This window comes from Leucobacter rhizosphaerae (assembly GCF_022919175.1).
Classification (GTDB): Bacteria; Actinomycetota; Actinomycetes; order Actinomycetales; family Microbacteriaceae; genus Leucobacter; species Leucobacter rhizosphaerae.
In genome coordinates this window covers 91,257-111,769 of sequence record NZ_CP095043.1, presented here as the reverse complement: position 1 = coordinate 111,769, position 20,513 = coordinate 91,257, and the positions used below count along the sequence as shown (strand labels likewise).

The following is a 20,513-nucleotide window of genomic DNA, read 5'->3' as shown; positions in this document are numbered from 1 at the left end:
CGTTCTCCCACTGACAATGGCTCGGTGACGCACCGCGTCGGGGAGAATCGGTCGCCGCGCGGCCGCCCGGCGACAGGTCAGCACGTGGCCGCCGTCGGCCGTTCGCCGTTCCGACGCGCGTCAGCGACGTCGGAGCGCGCGCACCACTCGCTTCGCGAGCGGGAGCCCCTCGGTCCAGATCCGGTACCCCGGCCCCGGGCGATCCCACGATCCCGCGAGGAGATTCTCGTGCGACGCGAAGCCGGTCTTGAACGTGGTGACCCCGTCATTGATCAGTCCACCGAAGTCGTAGCGCTCGATCCCGAGCTCGCGCATGGCGCGGATCGCGTGCCACTTGAGCGCGTAGTTCGCGCGGAGGCGCTGCCCGGTGTCGTTCATGCCGCCGTAGAGCTCGAACGAGGTGCGCGCCGACTTGGCGAGGAAGAGGAACGCGACGGGCTTGCCGTCGACGTAGCTCGCCCACACCGGGGCGTCGTCGCCGAGCATCGTGAAGGCGTCGTGGTAGTACGAGTCCTCGTGCAGCCCGAAATCGGCGCGCTCGCTCGTCTCGCGGTAGACCTCGAGGCAGGCGTCGAGCTGCTCCGCGGTCTCGACGGCGCGGATCTCGAGGGATTCCTCCCGTGCCGACTTGCGCACGTACTGACGATGCTTCTTGCTCATGTCGGCGAGCAGTGCGTCCTCCGATTGCCGCAGGTCGAGGATCAGCGTCCGCGCCGGGAGCACCGGCGTCTGGGCGGCCCGCCAGTCCGGACCCAGCGGGACGTCGCCCGCGTCCTCATCGGGCTCGATGGAGACGGCAACCGCACGCCGCGAGCCGCGCACGTAGTCGGCGACCGCGTCCGCCACGGCACCCGGGGCGGGCTCGGGAGCGGGACCGTCCGAGTCCGAGGCACGGGCGAGGACCGGGCCGCGCGGGGCGTACACGAAGCCGCCGAGCGGGCCCGGGAGCGACCGGGTGAGCAGCTGGCATGCACCCACCATCGCGTCGCCCGCGTGCACGAGCACGCGCTCCGCGCTCCAGCGGTGCGCCGACTTCAGGTCTCCCCAGCCCCAGAGCTGGAGCGGGTGCCCGCCGAGTGCGTTGACCGTGTCGTCCCACTGCGCACGATCGGTGCACGGGACGACGGTGAGCGGCGCGCGCGAGGCTTCTGGGCTCATCGAGAACGGTTCCTTCCGAGTTTGCTGCTGATGAAACCGGTGAGCTCACCGAGTTCCGAAGACCGGAGGAGGCGGAGCCCCACCAGGTAGACCACGGCCACGACAGCGCCCACCGCGCAGCTCGCGAGGATCGAGAACCCCGCGCCGAACTCCGGCTGCAGCGCCCGGGCGCCCCAGGTCACGAGCGTGCCGAGCACCAGCGCCGGGATCGCGGCCAGCACGAATTTCGCGAGGCTCTGCGCAATGCGGCGGCCGTCGATCCGGCCGAGGCGGCGCCGGAGCAACCAGGTCGCGAGGAGCGCCTGCAGGATCGTCGCGAACGACCACACGAGCGCGAAGAGCACACCGATGAGGGGGCGCGGCGCGAAGAGCAGCGTGAGCGACAGCAGGATCACGATGCCCATCTGCACCGAGGTGAACACGAACGGCGTGCGCGTGTCGGACAGCGCGTAGAACGCGCGCTGCACGACGAACAGGAAGCTGTAGGCGGCGAGGCTGATCACGTACGCCTGCAGCGCCTGGGCGAACTGGTCGACCTGCAGGGGGGTCGCGTCGAAGTTCATGATCCGGCTCACGAACGGCGCCGCGGCGAACAGGACGCTCGCGGCGAGCACCATGACGAGGGAGATCTGGCGGGCCGAGGCGGAGAAGTCGGCGCGGAACTCGGCCACCCGGCCCTGATGCCCCCACTCCGCCAGCCGCGTGAAGTACACGGTCGCGAGCGAGACCGCGATCACCGAGTGCGGCATCATGAAGATCAGCCAGACATTGCCCATGGCGCTCGTGGAGGGGCCGACGCCCGATCCTGTCGCGACGACGTTGTTCGTGATGAACCCGCCGAGCTGCATGACGACGATGGTCGCGAGGCTCCAGCCGGCGATCCGTGCGGTGGTGCCGAGTCCCATCCCCTTCCACTTGAAGTCGGGGCGGTACCGGATCCCGGCGCGACGCCACGACACGAAGAGGATCAGCGCCTGCGAGATCACGCCCAGCGTGGCGCTGCCGCCCAGCACGCCGATCGAGAAGGCGTCCCACTCGAAGACGGTGCGCTGGCCCGTCGGATCGGCGCCGAACATGAGGATGAAGACGACGATGCCGGCGATCCCGATCACGTTGTTGAGCACCGGAGCCCAGGTGAACGGCCCGAACACGCTGCGCGCGTTCAGCACCTCCCCGAGCACGGTGTAGAGCCCGTAGAACACGATCTGCGGCAGGCACCAGTAGGCGAATCCCGTCGCGAGGGCGAGCTGCTCCGGCGGCCAGTCGACCGCCGTCAGGAAGACGATCCACGGAGCCAGCAGCATCGCGAGCACGGTGACCCCGAACAGCGCGACCGAGATGAGCGTGAGGATCTTGTTGATGTATCCGCTGCCACCGTCGGCGTTCTTCGCGGCGCGCACGATCTGCGGCACGAGCACCGCATTGAGCATGCCGCCGAGCAGAATGATGTAGAGGGTGTTCGGCAGCAGGTTGCCGTTCGCGAACGCGTCGGCGGACACCGAGCCGACCGACCCGATCGCGTAGGCGAGCAGCACGGCCTTCACGAGGCCGAGCACCCGCGAGACCATCGTGCCCGACGCCATGACCGCGCTGGAGCGCATCAGACTGGCCATCAGTAGTAGGGATCCTTCCGCACCGCGAGCGACCAGCGCCGCATCACGCGGTCGCCGACGCGCTGCCAGATCGCGTACGTCCGCGGTCGGAGCGGGAGCTCGAGGGCACCGACGTAATCGATGATCTCGGGCGCGAACGAGCGCTTGAACTGCCCGACGCCGTGGAGCGGGTGGGTCGTGTCGTCGGCGCGATCGGCCGGCGGAGCGCCGCACAGGTCGTGGACGAGTGCCCCGCGCTCGGAGGCCCAGCGGAGCACTTCCCACTGCAGCGCATGTGAGGCGCCGTACGCGGTCTTCGCGCGCACGGAAGCCCCGTCCTTGTAGGTCGTCTTCGTACCGAGCGCCATCGCGAACGCACCGGCCACGAGCTGCGGCTCCCCCGCCTCGTCGGCCCGGTGGGCGAGGAAGAGCTGCCCGACGCCGGCACGCGCGAAGGTCTGCCAGAACTCGCGGTAGTAGCGCTCGCTGCGGAGCACGAACCGCCCCTCGGCGGTCTCCTGCAGCAGGCGGTAGAGCTCGGCGCAGTGGGCATCGGTCGCGTCGACGCGCGTCACCACGATCCCATCGCGCCGGGCGCGATTGATCGCGTTCCGAGCCTTCTTGCCGAGCCGCGCGAACACCTCGTCCTCGGCCCCCGAGACATCGACGAGGATCGTGGACGGGTTCGGAATGATCCGGACCGTATCCCGGAAGCCCGCCGCGCGGAGCGCGGGCCCCGCGTCGATCCCGACCCGGGGCTCGATCTTGAGCAGAAAGGCGCCGCGATCCCGCGCGAACGCCGCGACCGCGGTCGCCACCTCGAGCACCGCGTCGGAATCCTCGCCCGCGGGGCCGGCCGGCAGGTGCCACCACTCCCCGAGGAGCGGAACCCGCTTCGCGAGCACCGCCACGGCGATGTCCGAGCGCGCCGGAGCCCCGTCGATCCCGGGGCGCTCGACGATCAGCCGGTACTGCCGGTAGCCGCCCTCGCGCTCCTTGACGTCGAGGTACGACGCACCCGACCAGACCTCACCCGAGCCCGGGTTCGCCGCGACCAGGGCGTCCCAGTTGCGGTGTTCCGACTCGCTCGCGGGGCGCACCGTCACGCCGGCGCCGCTCGCGAGACGCGCGACGGCGCTCGACACGACCTACACCACCACCACGACGGGGACGATCATCGCCTTGCGGCGCAGCTTCGTCCCGACCCAGCGACCGACCGTGCGGCGCACGATCTGCTGGAGCTGGTGGTGATCGGTCATGCCGTCCTGCATGGCCTTCTCGAGCGCGTCCGCGATCTGCGGTTTGATCGAGTCGAAGACTTTCTGGTCCTCGGCCACACCCTTGGCGTGGATCTCGGGGCCCGAGACGATCTGCGGCAGGCTCGTCTCGACGACCGTGATGATCGAGATGAAGCCCTCCTCCGCGAGCGTACGACGATCCCGCAGGTCATCGTCCGTCACGCGGCCGACGCTCTTGCCGTCGACGTAGATGAAGTCGATGTCGATCTGCCCGACCGCACGAGCGACGCCGTCGGCGAGGTCGACGACCGTGCCGTTCTCGGCGATCACCGTGCGGTTCTGCGGCACACCGGTCTCGATCGCGAGCGCCGCGTTCGCGACGAGCATGCGGTACTCGCCGTGGATCGGCATCACATTCTTCGGACGCACGATGTTGTAGCAGTAGAGCAGCTCGCCGGCGGAGGCGTGGCCCGAGACGTGCACCTTCGCGTTGCCCTTGTGGACGACATTCGCGCCGAGCTTCATGAGGCCGTCGATGATGCGGTAGACGGAGGTCTCGTTGCCCGGGATCAGGCTCGAGGCGAGGATCACCGTGTCGCCGTCGCCGACCTCGACCTGGTGCTCGCGGTTGACCATGCGGCTGAGGACCGCCATGGGCTCACCCTGGGAGCCGGTGGACATGTAGACGATGCGGTGATCCGGAATATCCCCGCTCTTCTTGAGATCGACGATCACACCGTCGGGCACGTTGAGGTACCCGAGGTCGGCGGCGATCTTCATGTTGCGCACCATGGAGCGGCCGAGCAGCACGACCCGGCGACCGTTGGCGTGCGCCGCGTCGAGCACCTGCTGCACGCGGTGCACGTGGCTCGAGAAGCTCGCGACGACGACCTTGCCCTGGGTCTTCGCGATGACCTGCTCGATGACCGGTCCGATGTTCTTCTCGGACTGGGTGAAGCCCGGGACGTCGGCATTCGTCGAGTCGGTCATGAAAAGGTCGACGCCCTCTTCGCCGAGCCGCGCGAAGGCGCGCAGATCGGTGATGCGGCCGTCGAGGGGCAGCTGGTCCATCTTGAAATCGCCGGTGCCGATGACGAGCCCGGCCTCCGTGCGGATCGCGACCGCGAGGGCGTCCGGGATCGAGTGGTTGACCGCGATGAACTCGAGGTCGAACGGGCCGTACTGCACACGATCGCCCTCGGCGACCTCGCGGGTCACCGGCTTGATGCGGTGCTCCTTGAGCTTGGCCGAGATGAAGGCCAAGGTGAGCTTCGACCCGATGATCGGGATGTCCTCGCGGCGCTTCAGCAGGTAGGGCACACCGCCGATGTGGTCCTCGTGACCGTGCGTCAGCACGATGGCGACCACGTCGCCGAGACGATCCTCGATCTTCGAGATATCGGGCAGGATGAGGTCGATGCCGGGGTGCTGGACCTCCGGGAAGAGCACACCGCAATCCACGATGAGCAGTTTGCCGTCGATTTCGTAGACGGTCATGTTTCGGCCGACCTCACCGAGACCACCGAGCGGAGTGATCCGCAGGGTGCCCTTCTCGAGTGCGGGCGGGGCGTAAGGGGGGTTGGGCACGGGGCCTCCTGTTATTAGCGGGTGGTGCCTGCGATCTGGGGCAGGGCACCGCCGGCAGCCGCGTTGCGGTCCGGCCTGAAGTTGGAAAGATCGACGCCGGGGACGTCGGAGATGAGGGCGAGTTCGTCCTCGATGAGCGCGGCCTCCCACTCCTCCGGTCCGACGAGCGGCAGCCGAACGCGCGGGCTGCCGATACGGCCGAGGCCGTGCAGGATGTACTTGGCCGCGACCGTGCCGGGCACGTGGGTCATGACGGCGCGCACGAGCGGTTCGAGGCTCTGGTGCGCGGCACGAGCGGTGTGCAGATCGCCGGCATTGACCGCGTCGACGATCACCCGGTACGGGGCCGCGGCGATGTTCGCCGTGACGCCGATGAGGCCGGTGGCCCCGATCGACAGGTGCGGCAGCACGTTCGCGTCGTCGCCGGAGAAGTACATGAGGTCGGTCTGGTTCAGCACGCGGCTGACCTCGCTGAAGTCGCCCTTGGCGTCCTTGACCGCGAGGATGTTCGGGTGCTTCGCGAGCCGCAGGATGGTCTCGTACTTGATCGGCACGCCGGTGCGCCCGGGGATGTCGTAGAGGATCACGGGGAGATCGGTCGCGTCCGCGACCATCCGGAAGTGCGTGAGCAGACCCGCCTGGGTCGGCTTGTTGTAGTACGGGGTGACGATCATCACGCCGTCGGCGCCGGCCTTCTCGCTGGCCTGGTAGAGCTCGATCGCGTGCGCGGTCTCGTTGGATCCGCCGCCCGTGATCACCTTCGCGCGGCCGCTCGAGACGGCCTTCGCGACCTCCACGAGCTTGATCTTCTCGGGGTCGGTGAGCGTCGAGGTCTCACCGGTCGTGCCGGTGACGACGATGCCGTCCGCGCCGCTCGCGATGCAGGATTCGATGTGCTGTTCGACTGCGGGCCAGTCGACCTCACCATCCGCCTGGAACGGGGTGACGAGAGCGACGAGGACCTGTCCGAAGGGATTCTCTGGGTGTGCCACCTGACTAGGCTACCGGAGATTGCTGCGACTGCTGCCCGGCGTCCTCCGGGAGGTGCACCCAGCGCTCGAAGCGGTAGCCGAGGCCGGAGGCCGCGACGAGCGGCGCGCCGGGATCGGCGAGACGCCACTCCGGCCCGATCTCGGGCGCGAAGGTGTCGGCGTCCGGCACCTCGAGATCGATGCGGGTGACGACGAGCTCAGCGGCCAGCGGCATGGCGGCGCGATACAGCTCGCCCCCGCCCATGATCCACGCGTCAGGGGCCGCACTGGATTCAGAGGTCGGCCCAGTTGCCGGCCCGGATCCGGACCCGGCAACCGACCGGGCCGACACCGCTGACTGACCCACGGACCGCACTGCGGCATCGAGAGACGCATGCACTGTCGCGCCCGGCGCGTCGTAGGCGGCATCGCGGGTGATCACCAGGTTCTCCCGGCCGGGAAGCGGGCGGAACCGCTCGGGCAGCGATTCCCAGGTGCGTCGCCCCATGAGCACGGGCGCACCGAGCGTCGTCCGCTTGAAGTGCGCCAGGTCCTCGGGCAGGTGCCAGGGCATCTGCCCGTCGCGGCCGATCGCGCCGTCGGAGGCTTGCGCCCAGATCATGCCGATGCGCACCGCTACACCGCCACCGGGGCCTTGATCCCGGGGTGATGCTCGTACCCCACCACGGTGAAGTCCTCGTAGTCGTAGTCGAACACCGAGTCGCGCTGCGCGATCTCGATGCGGGGGTAGGGAAACGGCTCGCGCGAGAGCTGCCGCTCGACCTGCTCGACGTGATTGTCGTAGATGTGGCAGTCGCCCCCGGTCCAGACGAATTCGCCGGGCTCGAGGCCGGTCTGCTGCGCGATCATCAGGGTGAGGAGCGCATAGCTCGCGATGTTGAACGGCACACCGAGGAACATGTCGGCCGAGCGCTGGTAGAGCTGGCAGGACAGCTTGCCATCGGCGACGTAGAACTGGAAGAACGCGTGGCACGGTGCGAGCGCCATCTGATCGAGCTCCGAGACGTTCCACGCCGAGACGATGAGGCGCCGCGAGTCGGGGTTCGAGCGGATCTGCTCGACGACCTGCGCGATCTGGTCGATGTGCTCCCCCGAGGGAGTCGGCCACGACCGCCACTGCACGCCGTACACGGGCCCGAGATCGCCGTTCTCATCGGCCCACTCGTCCCAGATGGTGACGCCGTTCTCGCGCAGGAACGCGACGTTGCCCTCGCCGCGGAGGAACCACAGCAGCTCCAGCGCGACCGACTTGAAGTGGACGCGCTTCGTCGTGATCAGCGGAAACGACTCCGCGAGATCGAAGCGGATCTGCCGGCCGAACAGGCTCCGGGTGCCGGTGCCGGTGCGGTCCGACTTCGGCGTGCCGTGCTCGAGCACCTCGCGGAGCAGGTCTTCATAGGGCGTCGGGATCGCGGTGTCAGTCACGGCTCAGAGTCTACTCGCCGACCTCGGACATTGACGCGATCAACACCCAGCCGCCCGCTAGCTCCCCAGCCCGTCGTCGAAGAGCTCGATCGCGGAGGTGTCGTCGGTCGCGTCCGCACGCGACAGCACCTGGCCGCGGAAGAACGCCGGCTCGGCCCGCGACTGCAGCAGCATCAGCACGACGCCGATCCCGAGCACCACCACACCGATGATGCCGACCAGGCCGACGCCGGCGATGTTGCTGCCCGACCCGGCCTCCGGGTCCATGGCGTCGACGGTGGTCTTCACGAACACGATGAGCAGCAGGATGCCGCCGACGCCGGGGAGTACGATCTTCGAGAGCACCGAGCCGAACCCCTCGCGCGGAGCGAGCTTGCGGAAATACCAGGGGCTCGCGAGCGCGGTGATCCCGTAGTAGAAGCACACCATCATGCCGAGTGCGGTGATGGTGTCCCAGAGCACGTCCTCGGAGATGAATCGCATGACCGCGTAGAACACCGACGCGACGATGGACGACAGCAGCAGCGCCACGTAAGGCGACTTGTACTTCGGGTGGATGCGCTTGATGGCAGCCGGCAGCGCGCGGTAGTGCGACATCGCCAGCAGCGTTCGGGCCGGGGAGATCGCGGTCGAGTTGATCGAGGCCATCGCGCTCACGAGGATCGCGAGCGAGAGCAGGATCGCGGCGGACCCCATGACGGGGTGCGCCAGCGCGGCGAAGACGTTCTCGATGATCGCCTCGTTGCCGAGGCCGGTCTCGCCGTCCCCGAGGCCCGCGTAGGCGACGGTCGCGGTCGCGGTGCCCACGTACAGCACGAGCAGGATCGCGATCAGGATCAGGGCGGCCTTGCTCTCCGTCGAGAGTCGACCCTTCGACGGCTTGGTCTCCTCGCCCATCGTGAGCACGGTGTCCCAGCCCCAGTAGACGAAGATGGAGACCGCGATCCCGGCGGCGAACGCGCTGAAGCTCGAGACCTCGAACGGGTTGAACCACGACAGCTCGGGCGTGCGTCCCTCGGGGTTCGCGGGGTTGCCCGCGCCGACGAACATCGCGACGACGAACCAGATCATGACCGCCATCTGGAAGATGACCGTGACGTACTGGAAGATCTTCGTCGAGGTCATGCCCCGGTACGAGATGAGCGTGGCGAGCGCCATGAACCCGAGGCAGACGAGGATGTTGACGAACTTGTTGTCCGCGATGTCCGCGATCGACGGGTCGTTCATCAGGATGCTCAGCGACTGGAAGAGGAACTCGACCGCGATGCCCGCGAGGTTCGAGAGCACGAGCACGGTTGCGGCGATGAGGCCCCAGCCGGCCATCCAGCCGATCCACGGGCCGAACGCCCGTGTCGCCCAGGTGAACGAGGTGCCGGAATCGGGCATCGCCGAGTTGAGCGCACGGTAGCCGAGCGCGACGAGGAGCATCGGGATGAAGCCCATGAGGAAGATGGCGGGGGTCTGATACCCGGCCTCGGCCGCGGCGGGGCCGACGGCGGCCGTCAGCGTGTAGGCCGGTGCGCAGACGGAGAGGCCGATGACGAGGGCGCCCAGCACCCCGACGGACCCGGCGGGCAGACCCTTCTTGCTGATCCCCGACACCGAATCCAGGGTGCGGGTCGCGGGTTCCGGGGCGTTGAGATCGTATTTCGCCATGTGAGATCCGTGCTTTCTTGCGCGCCGCAGCGCTCGGTGCTCTTGCGGCAGCGCTCGAAGATCACGGGGTCATGGGGCCCCGCACGCTGTCGCTCGGCCCCGATTCTATGCACCCGTTCAGGTTTTCCCTAATTTCTCAGGGATCAACGACGGATTTCGTTGCGTTCGAGGCGAATCGCTTGTCGGATCGCCCCTCGAGCGCGCTTTCGGTCACCGCATGCGTCGTAGACGATCCCGAGGCGCATCCAGGCCTGCCACGATTCCGGTTCGGCCTCGGCCTCGGCGCGGTACTTCGGGAACGCCGCTTCGGCCTGCTCGCGATCCGGTCGACCGGTCGGCGAGACGTCCACTTCCTCCTCGGGCATCCGCCCGGCATCGTCCAGGCGATCCGCGAGCCGCGTTGCCTCCTTGCCGAACCAGAGCTCGCGCAGCAGCGCCCAGGCGCCGAGGAGCGGGAGCACGAGCATCGCAACGCCCATGAGCACCGGGATCACCGATCCCGACGAGAGCAGCGCGACGGCGCGGATCCCGGCGAAGACGAAGTAGAGCACCAGCAGCGCGCTGATGAGCACAACACCGGCGATCGCGCGAGTGCGGGCGCTGAATCTCACGCGCGGGATCCCGGGTCGTCGGCGGTCGCGGCCTCAGGCGACGCGGCCTCAGGCGACGCGGGATCGGCCAGCACCCGGTCGAGGCCGAGTACGCCGTCGAGGCCGACGGTGAGCCCGCGAGCGGCGGGGAGCGCGGCCAGGGCCGCGCGGATACCGGCCCGGTACGCCTCACTGGAGTGCGTGTCGTGGGTGATCGTGAGCACCTCGCCCGCTCCCCCGAACCGCACCTCCTGCTTCGCCACCACACCGGCGAGGCGCAGGCTGTGCACGGGGATCCCCGCGACGAGTTCGCCGCGGGCGGGCTGATCCGCGAACGGCGCGTCCACCGGGCGTCCCTGCCGCGCTGCGGCCACGAGCTCCGCGGTGCGCACGGCGGTGCCCGAGGGCGAGTCGACCTTGCCGGGGTGATGCGCCTCGATGATCTCGATGGCGTCGAAGAACGGCGCCGCCACCCGCGCGAGCGTCGTGCCCAGCACGGACCCCAGGGAGAAGTTCGGCACTACGATCACGGCCGCGTCGGGTTCGGACTCCAACCGCGCGCGCAGCGTTTCGAGGCGGCTCTCGGACCAGCCGCTCGTGCCGATCAGCACCCGCTGGCCGCGATCCAGTGCGCGCGACACGATGTCGGGAGACGCGTCCGGGTGGCTCACGTCGACGAGGATGTCAGCCTCCGCTCCGGTCTCGGGTGCGGACGCGCTCGTGATGCGGGCGACGAGATCCAGCGCGGGATCGGCGTCGACGATGTCGCAGATGAGAGTTCCGAGGCGGCCCGTCGCTCCGGCGACGGCAACACGAGTGTTCATGACTCTAGACTAAGCCGTCGCGACGAGGCTCGACCGCGCGGTGTCGCCGACGGCCACGACCGTGAGCGGCGCGTCCGCGAGCGCCGCGGCGATGGCGCGGATCTCCTCGGCCGAGACACTGTGGAAGCGCTCGAGGGAGGTATCGAGGTCGTAGAGTTCGCCGCTGCCGAGCTCGGCGCGCGCGAGGCGACCCATGCGTGTGTCCGAGTCCTCCAGCGCCAGCGCGGTCGAGCCGGCGATCTGACCGAGGGCGCGCTCGCGCTCCTCCTCCGTGATGCCGCCGTCGGCGATCCGCTGCAACTCGGCGAGCGCGAGTTCGACGACCTCGCCGCTCTTCTCGGGGGCCGTGCCCGCGTAGATGCCGAAGAGGCCCGCGTCGGAGTAGCTCGCACCGAAGGAGTATGCGGTGTAGGCCAGGCCGCGCTTCTCGCGGATCTCCTGGAACAGGCGGCTCGACATGCCCCCGCCGAGCACCGCGTTCATGAGCCCGAAGGCGAAGCGGCGCGGATCGGAGGCGCGGAGGCCGGGGGTGCCGATCATGAGGTTGATCTGCTCGCTCTGGCGCGGGAACAGAGCCACGCGCGGGGCAGCGGAGATGCGGGTGGGCTCGGTCGTGCTCGCGCGGTTCGGGATCGGGGTCTCCGTGCGATCCTGGTCCCGTCGGACCGGCAGCACCGATCGTTCCGTGTGCCAGCGCGCCTCCGGCGACAGGTTGAGCGCGGCGAGCACCTGATCGAGCAGTCGGTCGTGGTCGACCGCCCCGGCTGCCGTGACCACGAGGGTGCTGGGGTCGTAGCGATCACGGTAGTGCCGGTCGACGTCGTCGCGGCGCGCGGCTCGGATCGTCTCGGGGCTGCCGCCGATGGGACGACCGAGGGGGTGCGTCCCCAGCACCTCCTCGAAGAACCGCTCGTTGGCGACGTCGGTGAGGTCGTCGGCGGCCATGGCGATCTCTTCCAGGATCACGCCGCGCTCGGTCTCGAACTCCTCGGGATCCAGCACCGAGTTCGCCACCATGTCGGCGAGCACCGTCACCGCTCCGTCGAGATCGGCGTCGCGCACCTTCGCGTAGTAGCAGGTGTACTCCTTCGCCGTGAGCGCGTTGTGCTCGGCGCCGATGCGGTCGAAGCTGGTCGCGATCGAGTAGGCGTCGCGTTCGGGGGTGCCCTTGAAGAGCAGGTGCTCGAGGAAGTGGGTGGAGCCGAGGCTGCCCGGGGCGTCGCCGCGCTCCGCCTGCTCGTCGCGGGATCCCACGCCGACCCAGAACCCGATCGCGGCGCTGCGTGCGCCGGGCATGTGCTCGGTGAGCACCCGCAGACCGCTCGGGTGCACGGAGCGGCGGACCAGTCCCCCGCTCAGGTCCACGGCGAGTTCGGGGAGATCGAGGGGCAGTGCAATGGGTTCGCGCATCCCTCCAGCCTAGGCCCTCGGCTGACCCCGAACACACACCCGCACCACCCGTCGCACACAGCACCGCGCCCGCCACCTCACGAGGAGATGACGGGCGCGGTGCGGATCGGGAGCGGTTACTCCGCGGGTGCCTCGGCAGCCGCCGGAGCAGCCTCCGCCTCGGCGGTGTCCGCAGCGGACTCCTCGATCACGGGCTCGAGCGACAGCTTGCCACGATCATCGACCTTCGTGATCTTCACGAGGATCTTCTGCCCGATCGAGAGCACGTCATCGACGCTGTCGATGCGCTTGCCGCCGGCGAGCTTGCGCACCTCGGAGATGTGCAGCAGGCCGTCCTTGCCCGGGAGCAGCGAGACGAACGCGCCGAACGCGGCGTTCTTCACGACGGTACCGAGGTACTGCTCGCCGACCTCGGGGTTCTGCGGGTTCGCGATCGCGTTGACCTGCGCACGCGCGGCCTCCGCCGACGGGCCGTCGACCGCACCGATGTAGACGGTGCCGTCGTCGTCGATCGAGATGTCGGCACCGGTGGTGTCCTGGATCCCGTTGATCGTCTTGCCCTTGGGCCCGATGAGCTCGCCGATCTTGTCGACCGGGATCTGGACGCTGATGACGCGAGGCGCGGTCGGCGCCATCTCGTCGGGCGCGTCGATCGCCTGGCCGAGCACGTCGAGGATCGTCGTGCGCGCCTCCTTGGCCTGCGACAGCGCGCCGACGAGGACATCCGAGGGGATGCCGTCGAGCTTGGTGTCGAGCTGCAGCGCGGTCACGAACTCCGAGGTACCGGCGACCTTGAAGTCCATGTCGCCGAGCGCATCCTCGGCGCCGAGGATGTCGGTGAGCGTCGCGTAACGCGTCTCACCATCGACCTCGTCGCTGACGAGACCCATCGCGATGCCCGCGACGGCCGCGCGGAGCGGCACACCGGCGTTCAGCAGCGACAGGGTCGACGCGCACACGGAGCCCATCGAGGTCGAGCCGTTGGAGCTCAGCGCCTCGGAGACCTGACGGATGGCGTACGGGAACTCCTCGCGGGCGGGGAGCACCGGCACGAGCGCGCGCTCGGCCAGGAAGCCGTGCCCGATCTCGCGACGCTTGGGGCTGCCCACGCGGCCGGTCTCACCGGTCGAGTACGGCGGGAAGTTGTAGTGGTGCATGTAGCGCTTGCTGGTCGTGGGCGACAGCGAGTCGATCTGCTGCTCCATCTTCAGCATGTTCAGCGTGGTGACACCCATGATCTGGGTCTCGCCGCGCTGGAAGATCGCCGAACCGTGCACGCGCGGGATGACCTGCACCTCGGCGTCGAGCGCACGGATGTCGCGCAGACCACGGCCGTCGATGCGCGCACCGTCGGTGAGGATCCGGCCGCGGACGACCTTCTTCGTGACCGACTTGTAGGCACCGGAGACCTGCCCCTCGGCCGACGCGTCGAGCGCACCGTCCGCGATCTTCGCCGCGATGGCGTCCTTGACACGCGCCTTCAGCGCGTCATCGGCGTCCTGGCGCTCCTGCTTGTCGGCGATCTGGTAGATCCCCGCGAGCTCGGCCTCGGCCAGCTCGGCGACGGCCGCGTAGACCTCGTCGGTGTAGGGCAGGAAGACCGGGTACTCCTGGATCTCCTTCGCCGACTGAGCGGCGAGCTGCTCCTGCGCCTTGACGAGCTGGGAGAGGAACGGCTTCGCCGCTTCCAGCCCCTGTGCGACCACGGCCTCGTCGGGCTTGGTCGCGCCGGCCTTGATGAGGTTCCAGGATCCCTCGGTGGCCTCGGCCTCGACCATCATGATGGCGACGTCTTCCGCGCCGTTCTTGTCGACGACCACGCGGCCCGCGACCATCAGATCGAAGACGGCGTCCTTGAGCTGCTCCTCGTTCGGGAACGCGACCCACTGGTCGCCGATGAGCGCGAGGCGCACACCCGCGATCGGGCCGGAGAAGGGCAGACCCGAGATCTGGGTCGACGCGCTCGCGGCGTTGATCGCGAGGGCGTCGTAGAACTCGCCCGGCGCGATGGAGAGCACGGTCACGACGATCTGCACCTCGTTGCGGAGGCCGTTCACGAAGGACGGGCGCAGGGGGCGGTCGATGAGTCGGCAGACGAGGATCGCCTCGGTCGAGGGGCGGCCCTCGCGACGGAAGAACGAGCCGGGGATCTTGCCCGCAGCGTACGAGCGCTCCTCAACGTCGACGGTCAGGGGGAAGAAGTCGAAGTGCTCCTTCGGGTGTTTCGAGGCACTGGTGGCCGAGAGGAGCATGGTCTCCTCGTCGAGGTACGCGGCGACCGCGCCCTGTGCCTGCTGGGCGAGACGCCCGGTTTCGAATCGGATGGTGCGTTTGCCGAACTTGCCGTTGTCGAGCACGGCCTCGGCGAACTTGATTTCAGGACCCTCCACGGGTTCTCCTCACATACGTGAGCGCGCGACCGGCAGCCTAGGACGCTGCGGCGACCGCAGGCGCTGATCAACAGTAGAAGGCCACCCTGCAGATCACGGCTCGAGTGCGCATGATCGGGAGAGGGATCCACCACCGAAGACCAGCCCGCCAGTCGACGTGCTCGGTTCCTCTTGGGGTGTGGGCAGTCGCCCACCCGATCAGGATAGCACCGCGGCCCCTGACAGCCCAGGAGCGCACGGGGCTAGGCGTAGAACCCGTCGCGCAGCACGATCCCGTGCTCGAGCCAGGCCTTCATAGCGGCCAGCATCCCGGTCCAGCCCATGCAGTTGCCGAAGGCGGCCTCCGCTCCGCCCACCGTCGGGCGCCAGGATCGCTCGGAGATCTTCACCTCGGTCCGCGCACCGCCGTCGACGGCGCGGAACACGAACTCCACCTCCGTGCGCTCGGCGCCGTTGAGAATTGTCGAGGTGTCCCCGTCCCAGCGGATCACGATGCGCGCCGGAGCCGTGACGGCGACGACCTCAACCGGAAACGCCCCCGGGAAGTCGGCGAAGTCCCACTGGACGTCCGCACCGGCCTCGAGACGCCCCTCGGCGCCACCGGTGGTGAAGTACCGGCTCAGCTGCGCGGGATCCGCGACGGCCTCGAACACCTCGGCGGGCGGGCGGGCGATGAACCCGGACACCGTGAACTGCAGTTCGGAGAGGGCTTCGGTGCGACTCATGGCGCCCAGGCTACCCGCTGCCGCCCACACACAACACCCCGGCAGACCACACCCCCGATACGCCGCAGCGGCCCCCACCGATCCGGTGCGAGGCCGCTGCGGCGGTCGAGCGGGTTACAGCGCGTCGATCTCGATCCGGCTCAGTCCCTCGGCCCCGATGGCCTCGCCGAGCGCGTTGATGATGTCGTCGGCGACCGGGCCGTCGACCGAGAGCACCGAGAGCGCGGTGCCCTTCTTCTCGTCGCGCGCGATCTGCAGACCGGCGATGTTCACGCCCGCGTCACCGAGCAGCTTGCCGTAGCTCGCGACAATCCCGGGCCGGTCCGTGTAGCTGAAGACGATGAGGTGCTCCGGGATCGGCAGCTCGACCTCGTAGCCGTTGACCTCCACGATCTTCTCGATCTGCTTCGGTCCGGTGAGGGTGCCCGAGACGGAGACCTGGGTGCCGTCGGTCAGTGCGCCGCGCAGTGTGATGACGTTGCGGTAGCTCTCCGCCACGGTGTCGGTGGTGAAGCGCACCTCGACGTTGCGCTGCTCGGCGAGGAGCGGAGCGTTGACGTAGGAGACGGGATCGCTCACGACCTTCGAGAACACGCCCTTGAGCGCGGCGAGACGGAGGGCCTCGACGTTGCGCTCGGCGAGCTCGCCGTGCACCTCGATGTCGAGCGAGGCGATCGCGCCGTTCGACAGGCCCGCGAAGACCTGGCCGAGCTTCTCGGTGAGCGGCAGCCCCGGACGCACGTACTCGTCGATGACACCGCCCGCGACGTTGACGGCGTCGGGCACGAGATCGCCCGCGAGTGCGAGGCGGACGGACTTCGCGACCGACACTCCCGCCTTCTCCTGGGCCTCCTCCGTCGAGGCGCCGAGGTGCGGCGTGACGTTGACGGTGGGCAGGCCCGTGAGCGACGTATCGGCCGGCGGCTCCTGCACGAAGACGTCGAGCGCCGCCCCGGCGATCTCACCGGCGGCCAGCGCCTCGGCGAGCGCGGCCTCATCGATCAGGCCGCCGCGCGCGACGTTCACCACGTAGGCGGTCGACTTCATCGCGCGGAGCTGCTCCGCGCCGATCATGCCGAGGGTCTCCGGCGTGCGTGGCATGTGGATCGTGAGGAAGTCGGCCTGCGCGACGAGCTCCTCGAGCGAGACCAGCTGCACGCCGAGCTGCTGCGCGCGAGCAGCCGTGACGTAGGGGTCGAATGCGATGAGCTCGACCCCGAAGCCGCGGAGGCGCTCGGCGACCAGTGCGCCGATGCGGCCGAGCCCGATGATGCCGACGGTCTTCTCGTACAGCTCGATGCCGGTGAAGGAGGAGCGCTTCCAGTCCCCCGCCGACAGCGAGGCGTGCGCGCGCGGCAGGTGCCGGGCGAGCCCGAGGATGTGCGCGACCGTCAGTTCGGCGGCACTGATGATGTTCGAGGTCGGCGCGTTCACGACCATGACGCCGGCCTGCGTGGCCGCCTTGATGTCGACGTTGTCGAGGCCGACGCCGGCACGCGCGACGATCTTGAGACGCGGGGCCCAGCTGAGCGCCTCCGCGTCGATCTGGGTGGCGGATCGCACGAGCACCGCATCGGCACCCTGCAACGCCGAGCGCAGTGCGTCGCGGTCGGTGCCGTCGACGTTCACCACCTCGAAGTCGGGGCCGAGAGCGGCGATCGTTGCGGGAGACAGTTGTTCGGCGATCAGCACGACCGGCGCAGGCATCAGACGGTTCCTTCGGGGCTCAGCGACAGAAACATTCACGCGCCGTAGGCACGCAGGTCACCAGTCTATCGCCGCTCGAGCGACGCCTCGCGCGCTACGCGAAATATGACGATTCGGGGATCACGTGCATCACGTCGATCTGCAACGCTGCGACGACGGCAATCCCGGCTGCGAGCAGCAGGATCCGGGTCCAGGCCGTGCGGCGACGACCGAGCCACAGCGCGAGGCCGAAGACGACCAGCGGGATCAGCACGCCGAGCACGAGCCACAGCCATCCGGTGGCGCTCAGCCCGGTGCCGAGAGCTCCCGCCAGTCCGATCATGCCGAGCACGTTGCCGACGGCCGCGACGGCCGCGTACAGGTACAGCGCGCCGAGCAGCACGCCTGCGATCCAGGCGCTCACGATTCTCACCACGGTCAGCCTCCCCGGGCGATCAGCATGGGGAGCGGGATCAGCACGATCGCTCCGATGAACAGCACCAGCGCGAGACGCTTCGTGCGACCGCCGCGACTCACGACCAGCGCGACGAAGAACCAGAGCGCCGGAGCCAGCGGTGCCGCCCAGAACACGATCTGCTGGAGCGCCCCGCCGAGTGATCCGCTTCCCGCAGCGGCGTAGGCATTGACCTCGGAGTAGGCCTGGGCCACGATGAACCAACCCCAGGTATAGAGAAGGTACAGCCCCCCGAAGACGCCGAGCGCCACGAGCGCGCCGTTGCTGATCGCCGGGGATCCCTCAGTCGGCTCGACCGCTGCGGTTTCGACCCCGTCCGAGCCCTCGGGCGACGCCGGATCCTCGCGCTTCGCCGCGCCCGCGCCCACCGGCTGATGCGGTGCGTCCGCGATCGGATCCTCCCCCGCTTCGACCCGCCACCCGCTGGCGAGGGCACTGTCGCGCGCCTCCCGCGCCGTCTTCTTTCGCATGGATCCAGCCTACCGACGCCGTCCTCCGGAGCAGCCGAGAGAGGGACCGCCGGCCGGTGCGTGGACCCCGTCCGACCGGCCCCACTAAGCTGTTGCCATCGTCCACGCTCCGGGGACACTCCAAGGGAAGGCAGCCGCGCGTGTCAGAAGCTCCGAAGAAGAAGGTCGTTCGCGTCGAGTCTCCGAAGCCCGCGAAGGCGACGAAGCAGACGTCCCGCTCGGGATCCGCTGCAGGGTCCGCCGGGAGCACCGGGGAGGACGCGGGCCCGGTCTGGACCCCGGAACCGGAGGCGAAAGCCAAGGCCACCCGCCTTCGCGTGATCTCCTGGATCGTGTGGGTGCTCGCCATCGGCGTGCAGGCGTTCGCGATCTTCTGGATCCTCAAGCAAGTGCCGGTCAACATGTGGCTGCTCATCGGCGCCATCGTCGTCACCGGTGCGCTGTCGGTCACAGGATCGCTCTGCTGGAAGCAGGCGAATCGCCTCGATCCGGCGTCGAAGGCCGACACGGTGCGGTTCTTCGTGCAGAATCAGCTCGGCGCGATCATGGCGATCGTGTCGTTCCTGCCGCTCATCATCCTGATCTTCCTCAACAAGAACATGGATGGCAAGCAGAAGGCGGTGGCCGGCGGGATCGGGATCGTCGTGCTGCTCATCGCCACCGCGTTCGGCATCTCGTATCAGTCACCCTCGCAGGAGCAGTACGCCGAGGAGACGAACATCGTGCAGCAGCTCACCGGAGAGGACCTCGTCTTCTGGACGAAGAGCGGCGGCGTCTTCCACGTCTGCGAGGCGGTGCCGGACGTCAACAAGGAGTCGCAGGACGGCACGATCTATAGCGGCACCGTCGCCGCGGCGCACGAGGCGGGCAAGGACCGGCTCACGAAGCGCTGGGAGAGCGAAGCGGTGAACTACTGCGGCTACACCGAGGCGGAGGTGGCGGCAGTCGCCGAGACCGTGGACGCCCCCGCGGACGATGCTCCGGCCGGCACGACCGAGACGGACTCGACCGACACCGACTCGACCGATACAGGTTCGACCGACGACACGACCGACGTCACCACGGAGTAAGGGCTCCCCCGGCCGCGACTGAGCCGCACCCCGGCATTCGGTGTGCAGTTGCGCACCCGTTTCCGGGCAATCGCGTGCGCAACTGCACACCCAACACGCAGAAGGGCCCGGGGAGTGATCCCCGGGCCCTTCGTGCGTTCGAACCGACTAGCGCGCCGCGCTGCCGTCGACGTAGTCCGAATCGGTCTGCTTCCAGGCGAAGAGCTTGCGCAGCTCGCGGCCGGTGCTCTCGATCGGGTGCTGCTCGGCCTTGGTGCGGAGCTCGATGAACTCGGTGGCACCGTTGTCCTGATCCTCGATGAAGCGCTTCGCGAACGCGCCCGACTGGATGTCGGCGAGCACGGCCTGCATGTTCTCCTTGACGCGCGCGTCGATGACGCGGGGGCCGGAGACGTAGTCGCCGTACTCGGCCGTGTCGGAGACCGACCAGCGCTGCTTGGCGATGCCGCCCTCCCACATGAGGTCCACGATGAGCTTGAGCTCGTGCAGCACCTCGAAGTAGGCGATCTCGGGCTGGTAGCCGGCCTCGGTCAGCGTCTCGAAGCCGTACTGCACGAGCTGCGAGGTGCCGCCGCAGAGCACGGCCTGCTCGCCGAACAGGTCGGTCTCGGTCTCCTCGGTGAAGGTCGTCTTGATGACGCCGGCGCGGGTGCCACCGATGGCCTTTGCGTACGACTTTGCGGTCTCCCACGCGGTGCCCGAGGCGTCAACCTCAACGGCAATGATGTCGGGGATGCCGCGGCCAGCCTCGAACTCGCGGCGCACGGTGTGGCCCGGGGCCTTGGGGGCCACAAGGATCACGTCAACACCCTCGGGCGTCTCGATGTAACCGAAGCGAATGTTGAAGCCGTGAGCAAACGCGAGCGTCTTGCCCGAGGTGAGGTGCTGCTTGATCGACTCATTGTAGATGGTGCGCTGGTGCTGATCGGGTGCGAGCACCATGATCAGGTCGGCCCACTCGGCAGCATCGGCCACAGTCTTCACCGTGAAGCCAGCCTCTTCGGCCTTCTGAATCGACTTCGAGCCCTCCTTGAGCGCGATAACAACCTCAACGCCCGAGTCGCGCAGGTTCATTGCGTGCGCGTGGCCCTGCGAGCCGTAGCCGACGACGGCCACCTTCTTGCCCTGGATGATCGACAGATCAGCGTCGGCGTCGTAGTACATCTCAGCCACGTGTGACTCTCCTTCGTTGTGTGGTGCGGGGAATGCTGGTCGGTGGTGCGGG

General features: G+C 68.8%; 18 protein-coding genes. 1 reads left to right on the top strand and 17 read right to left on the bottom strand.

Annotated elements, in window-relative coordinates; translation table 11 throughout:
• Nucleotides 1-120: 120 nt before the first annotated feature.
• The 16 genes from MUN76_RS00535 to MUN76_RS00460 all read right to left on the bottom strand — a co-directional run bounded on the left by MUN76_RS00535 (nt 121) and on the right by MUN76_RS00460 (nt 18,218).
• Nucleotides 121-1,158, bottom strand: coding sequence for a lipid II:glycine glycyltransferase FemX (locus MUN76_RS00535; RefSeq protein WP_244686210.1), 1,038 nt, complete (start codon nt 1,156-1,158; stop codon nt 121-123).
• A complete protein-coding gene (gene murJ / locus MUN76_RS00530) occupies nt 1,155-2,771 on the bottom strand; it encodes a murein biosynthesis integral membrane protein MurJ (RefSeq protein WP_244686208.1) in 1,617 nt (538 codons plus the stop codon). Before murJ ends, MUN76_RS00535 begins: the two co-directional genes overlap by 4 nt.
• The gene (locus MUN76_RS00525; RefSeq protein WP_244686206.1) at nt 2,771-3,895 is read right to left on the bottom strand and encodes a lipid II:glycine glycyltransferase FemX; all 1,125 of its coding nucleotides are present in this window, start codon (nt 3,893-3,895) and stop codon (nt 2,771-2,773) included. Before MUN76_RS00525 ends, murJ begins: the two co-directional genes overlap by 1 nt.
• Before the next feature lie 3 nt (nt 3,896-3,898).
• Nucleotides 3,899-5,575 (bottom strand): ribonuclease J, encoded by a 1,677-nt coding sequence (locus tag MUN76_RS00520; protein ID WP_244686204.1) that lies wholly within the window; start codon nt 5,573-5,575, stop codon nt 3,899-3,901.
• Between the two features lie 14 nt (nt 5,576-5,589).
• Nucleotides 5,590-6,567, bottom strand: a complete 978-nt coding sequence (dapA, locus tag MUN76_RS00515; protein WP_244686202.1) for a 4-hydroxy-tetrahydrodipicolinate synthase — start codon at nt 6,565-6,567, stop codon at nt 5,590-5,592.
• Nucleotides 6,568-6,571: 4 nt separating this feature from the next.
• On the bottom strand, nt 6,572-7,168 hold the full coding sequence (locus tag MUN76_RS00510; RefSeq protein ID WP_244686201.1) for a dihydrofolate reductase: 597 nt from the start codon (nt 7,166-7,168) through the stop codon (nt 6,572-6,574).
• 14 nt (nt 7,169-7,182) lie between these two features.
• A complete protein-coding gene (locus tag MUN76_RS00505) occupies nt 7,183-7,992 on the bottom strand; it encodes a thymidylate synthase (RefSeq protein ID WP_244686199.1) in 810 nt (269 codons plus the stop codon).
• Between the two features lie 57 nt (nt 7,993-8,049).
• Nucleotides 8,050-9,648: an APC family permease gene (locus tag MUN76_RS00500; protein ID WP_244686197.1), complete on the bottom strand. Its 1,599-nt coding sequence runs from the start codon at nt 9,646-9,648 to the stop codon at nt 8,050-8,052.
• Nucleotides 9,649-9,791: 143 nt separating this feature from the next.
• The gene (locus MUN76_RS00495) at nt 9,792-10,259 is read right to left on the bottom strand and encodes a hypothetical protein (RefSeq protein WP_244686196.1); all 468 of its coding nucleotides are present in this window, start codon (nt 10,257-10,259) and stop codon (nt 9,792-9,794) included.
• Nucleotides 10,256-11,062, bottom strand: coding sequence for a 4-hydroxy-tetrahydrodipicolinate reductase (gene dapB / locus MUN76_RS00490; RefSeq protein ID WP_244686194.1), 807 nt, complete (start codon nt 11,060-11,062; stop codon nt 10,256-10,258). Before dapB ends, MUN76_RS00495 begins: the two co-directional genes overlap by 4 nt.
• A 9-nt stretch (nt 11,063-11,071) precedes the next feature.
• Nucleotides 11,072-12,472 carry a M16 family metallopeptidase gene (locus MUN76_RS00485; protein ID WP_244686192.1) on the bottom strand — a complete coding sequence of 467 codons (1,401 nt, stop codon included), beginning with the start codon at nt 12,470-12,472 and terminating at the stop codon, nt 11,072-11,074.
• A gap of 116 nt (nt 12,473-12,588) precedes the next feature.
• Nucleotides 12,589-14,862, bottom strand: coding sequence for a polyribonucleotide nucleotidyltransferase (locus MUN76_RS00480; RefSeq protein WP_244686190.1), 2,274 nt, complete (start codon nt 14,860-14,862; stop codon nt 12,589-12,591).
• Nucleotides 14,863-15,104: 242 nt separating this feature from the next.
• Nucleotides 15,105-15,587: an SRPBCC domain-containing protein gene (locus MUN76_RS00475; RefSeq protein WP_244686188.1), complete on the bottom strand. Its 483-nt coding sequence runs from the start codon at nt 15,585-15,587 to the stop codon at nt 15,105-15,107.
• A 114-nt stretch (nt 15,588-15,701) separates the two neighbouring features.
• The gene (gene serA / locus MUN76_RS00470; RefSeq protein ID WP_244686186.1) at nt 15,702-17,294 is read right to left on the bottom strand and encodes a phosphoglycerate dehydrogenase; all 1,593 of its coding nucleotides are present in this window, start codon (nt 17,292-17,294) and stop codon (nt 15,702-15,704) included.
• Nucleotides 17,295-17,388: 94 nt separating this feature from the next.
• Nucleotides 17,389-17,706: a hypothetical protein gene (locus tag MUN76_RS00465; protein WP_244686185.1), complete on the bottom strand. Its 318-nt coding sequence runs from the start codon at nt 17,704-17,706 to the stop codon at nt 17,389-17,391.
• 5 nt (nt 17,707-17,711) lie between these two features.
• Nucleotides 17,712-18,218, bottom strand: coding sequence for a hypothetical protein (locus MUN76_RS00460; protein WP_244686183.1), 507 nt, complete (start codon nt 18,216-18,218; stop codon nt 17,712-17,714).
• Nucleotides 18,219-18,358: 140 nt separating this feature from the next.
• On the opposite strand from MUN76_RS00460, the gene MUN76_RS00455 reads away from it, so the two are divergent.
• Nucleotides 18,359-19,288 (top strand): hypothetical protein, encoded by a 930-nt coding sequence (locus MUN76_RS00455; protein ID WP_244686181.1) that lies wholly within the window; start codon nt 18,359-18,361, stop codon nt 19,286-19,288.
• A gap of 147 nt (nt 19,289-19,435) precedes the next feature.
• Here MUN76_RS00455 and ilvC read toward each other — a convergent pair whose 3' ends face one another.
• Nucleotides 19,436-20,452: a ketol-acid reductoisomerase gene (ilvC, locus tag MUN76_RS00450; protein WP_429953331.1), complete on the bottom strand. Its 1,017-nt coding sequence runs from the start codon at nt 20,450-20,452 to the stop codon at nt 19,436-19,438.
• Nucleotides 20,453-20,513: the final 61 nt, after the last annotated feature.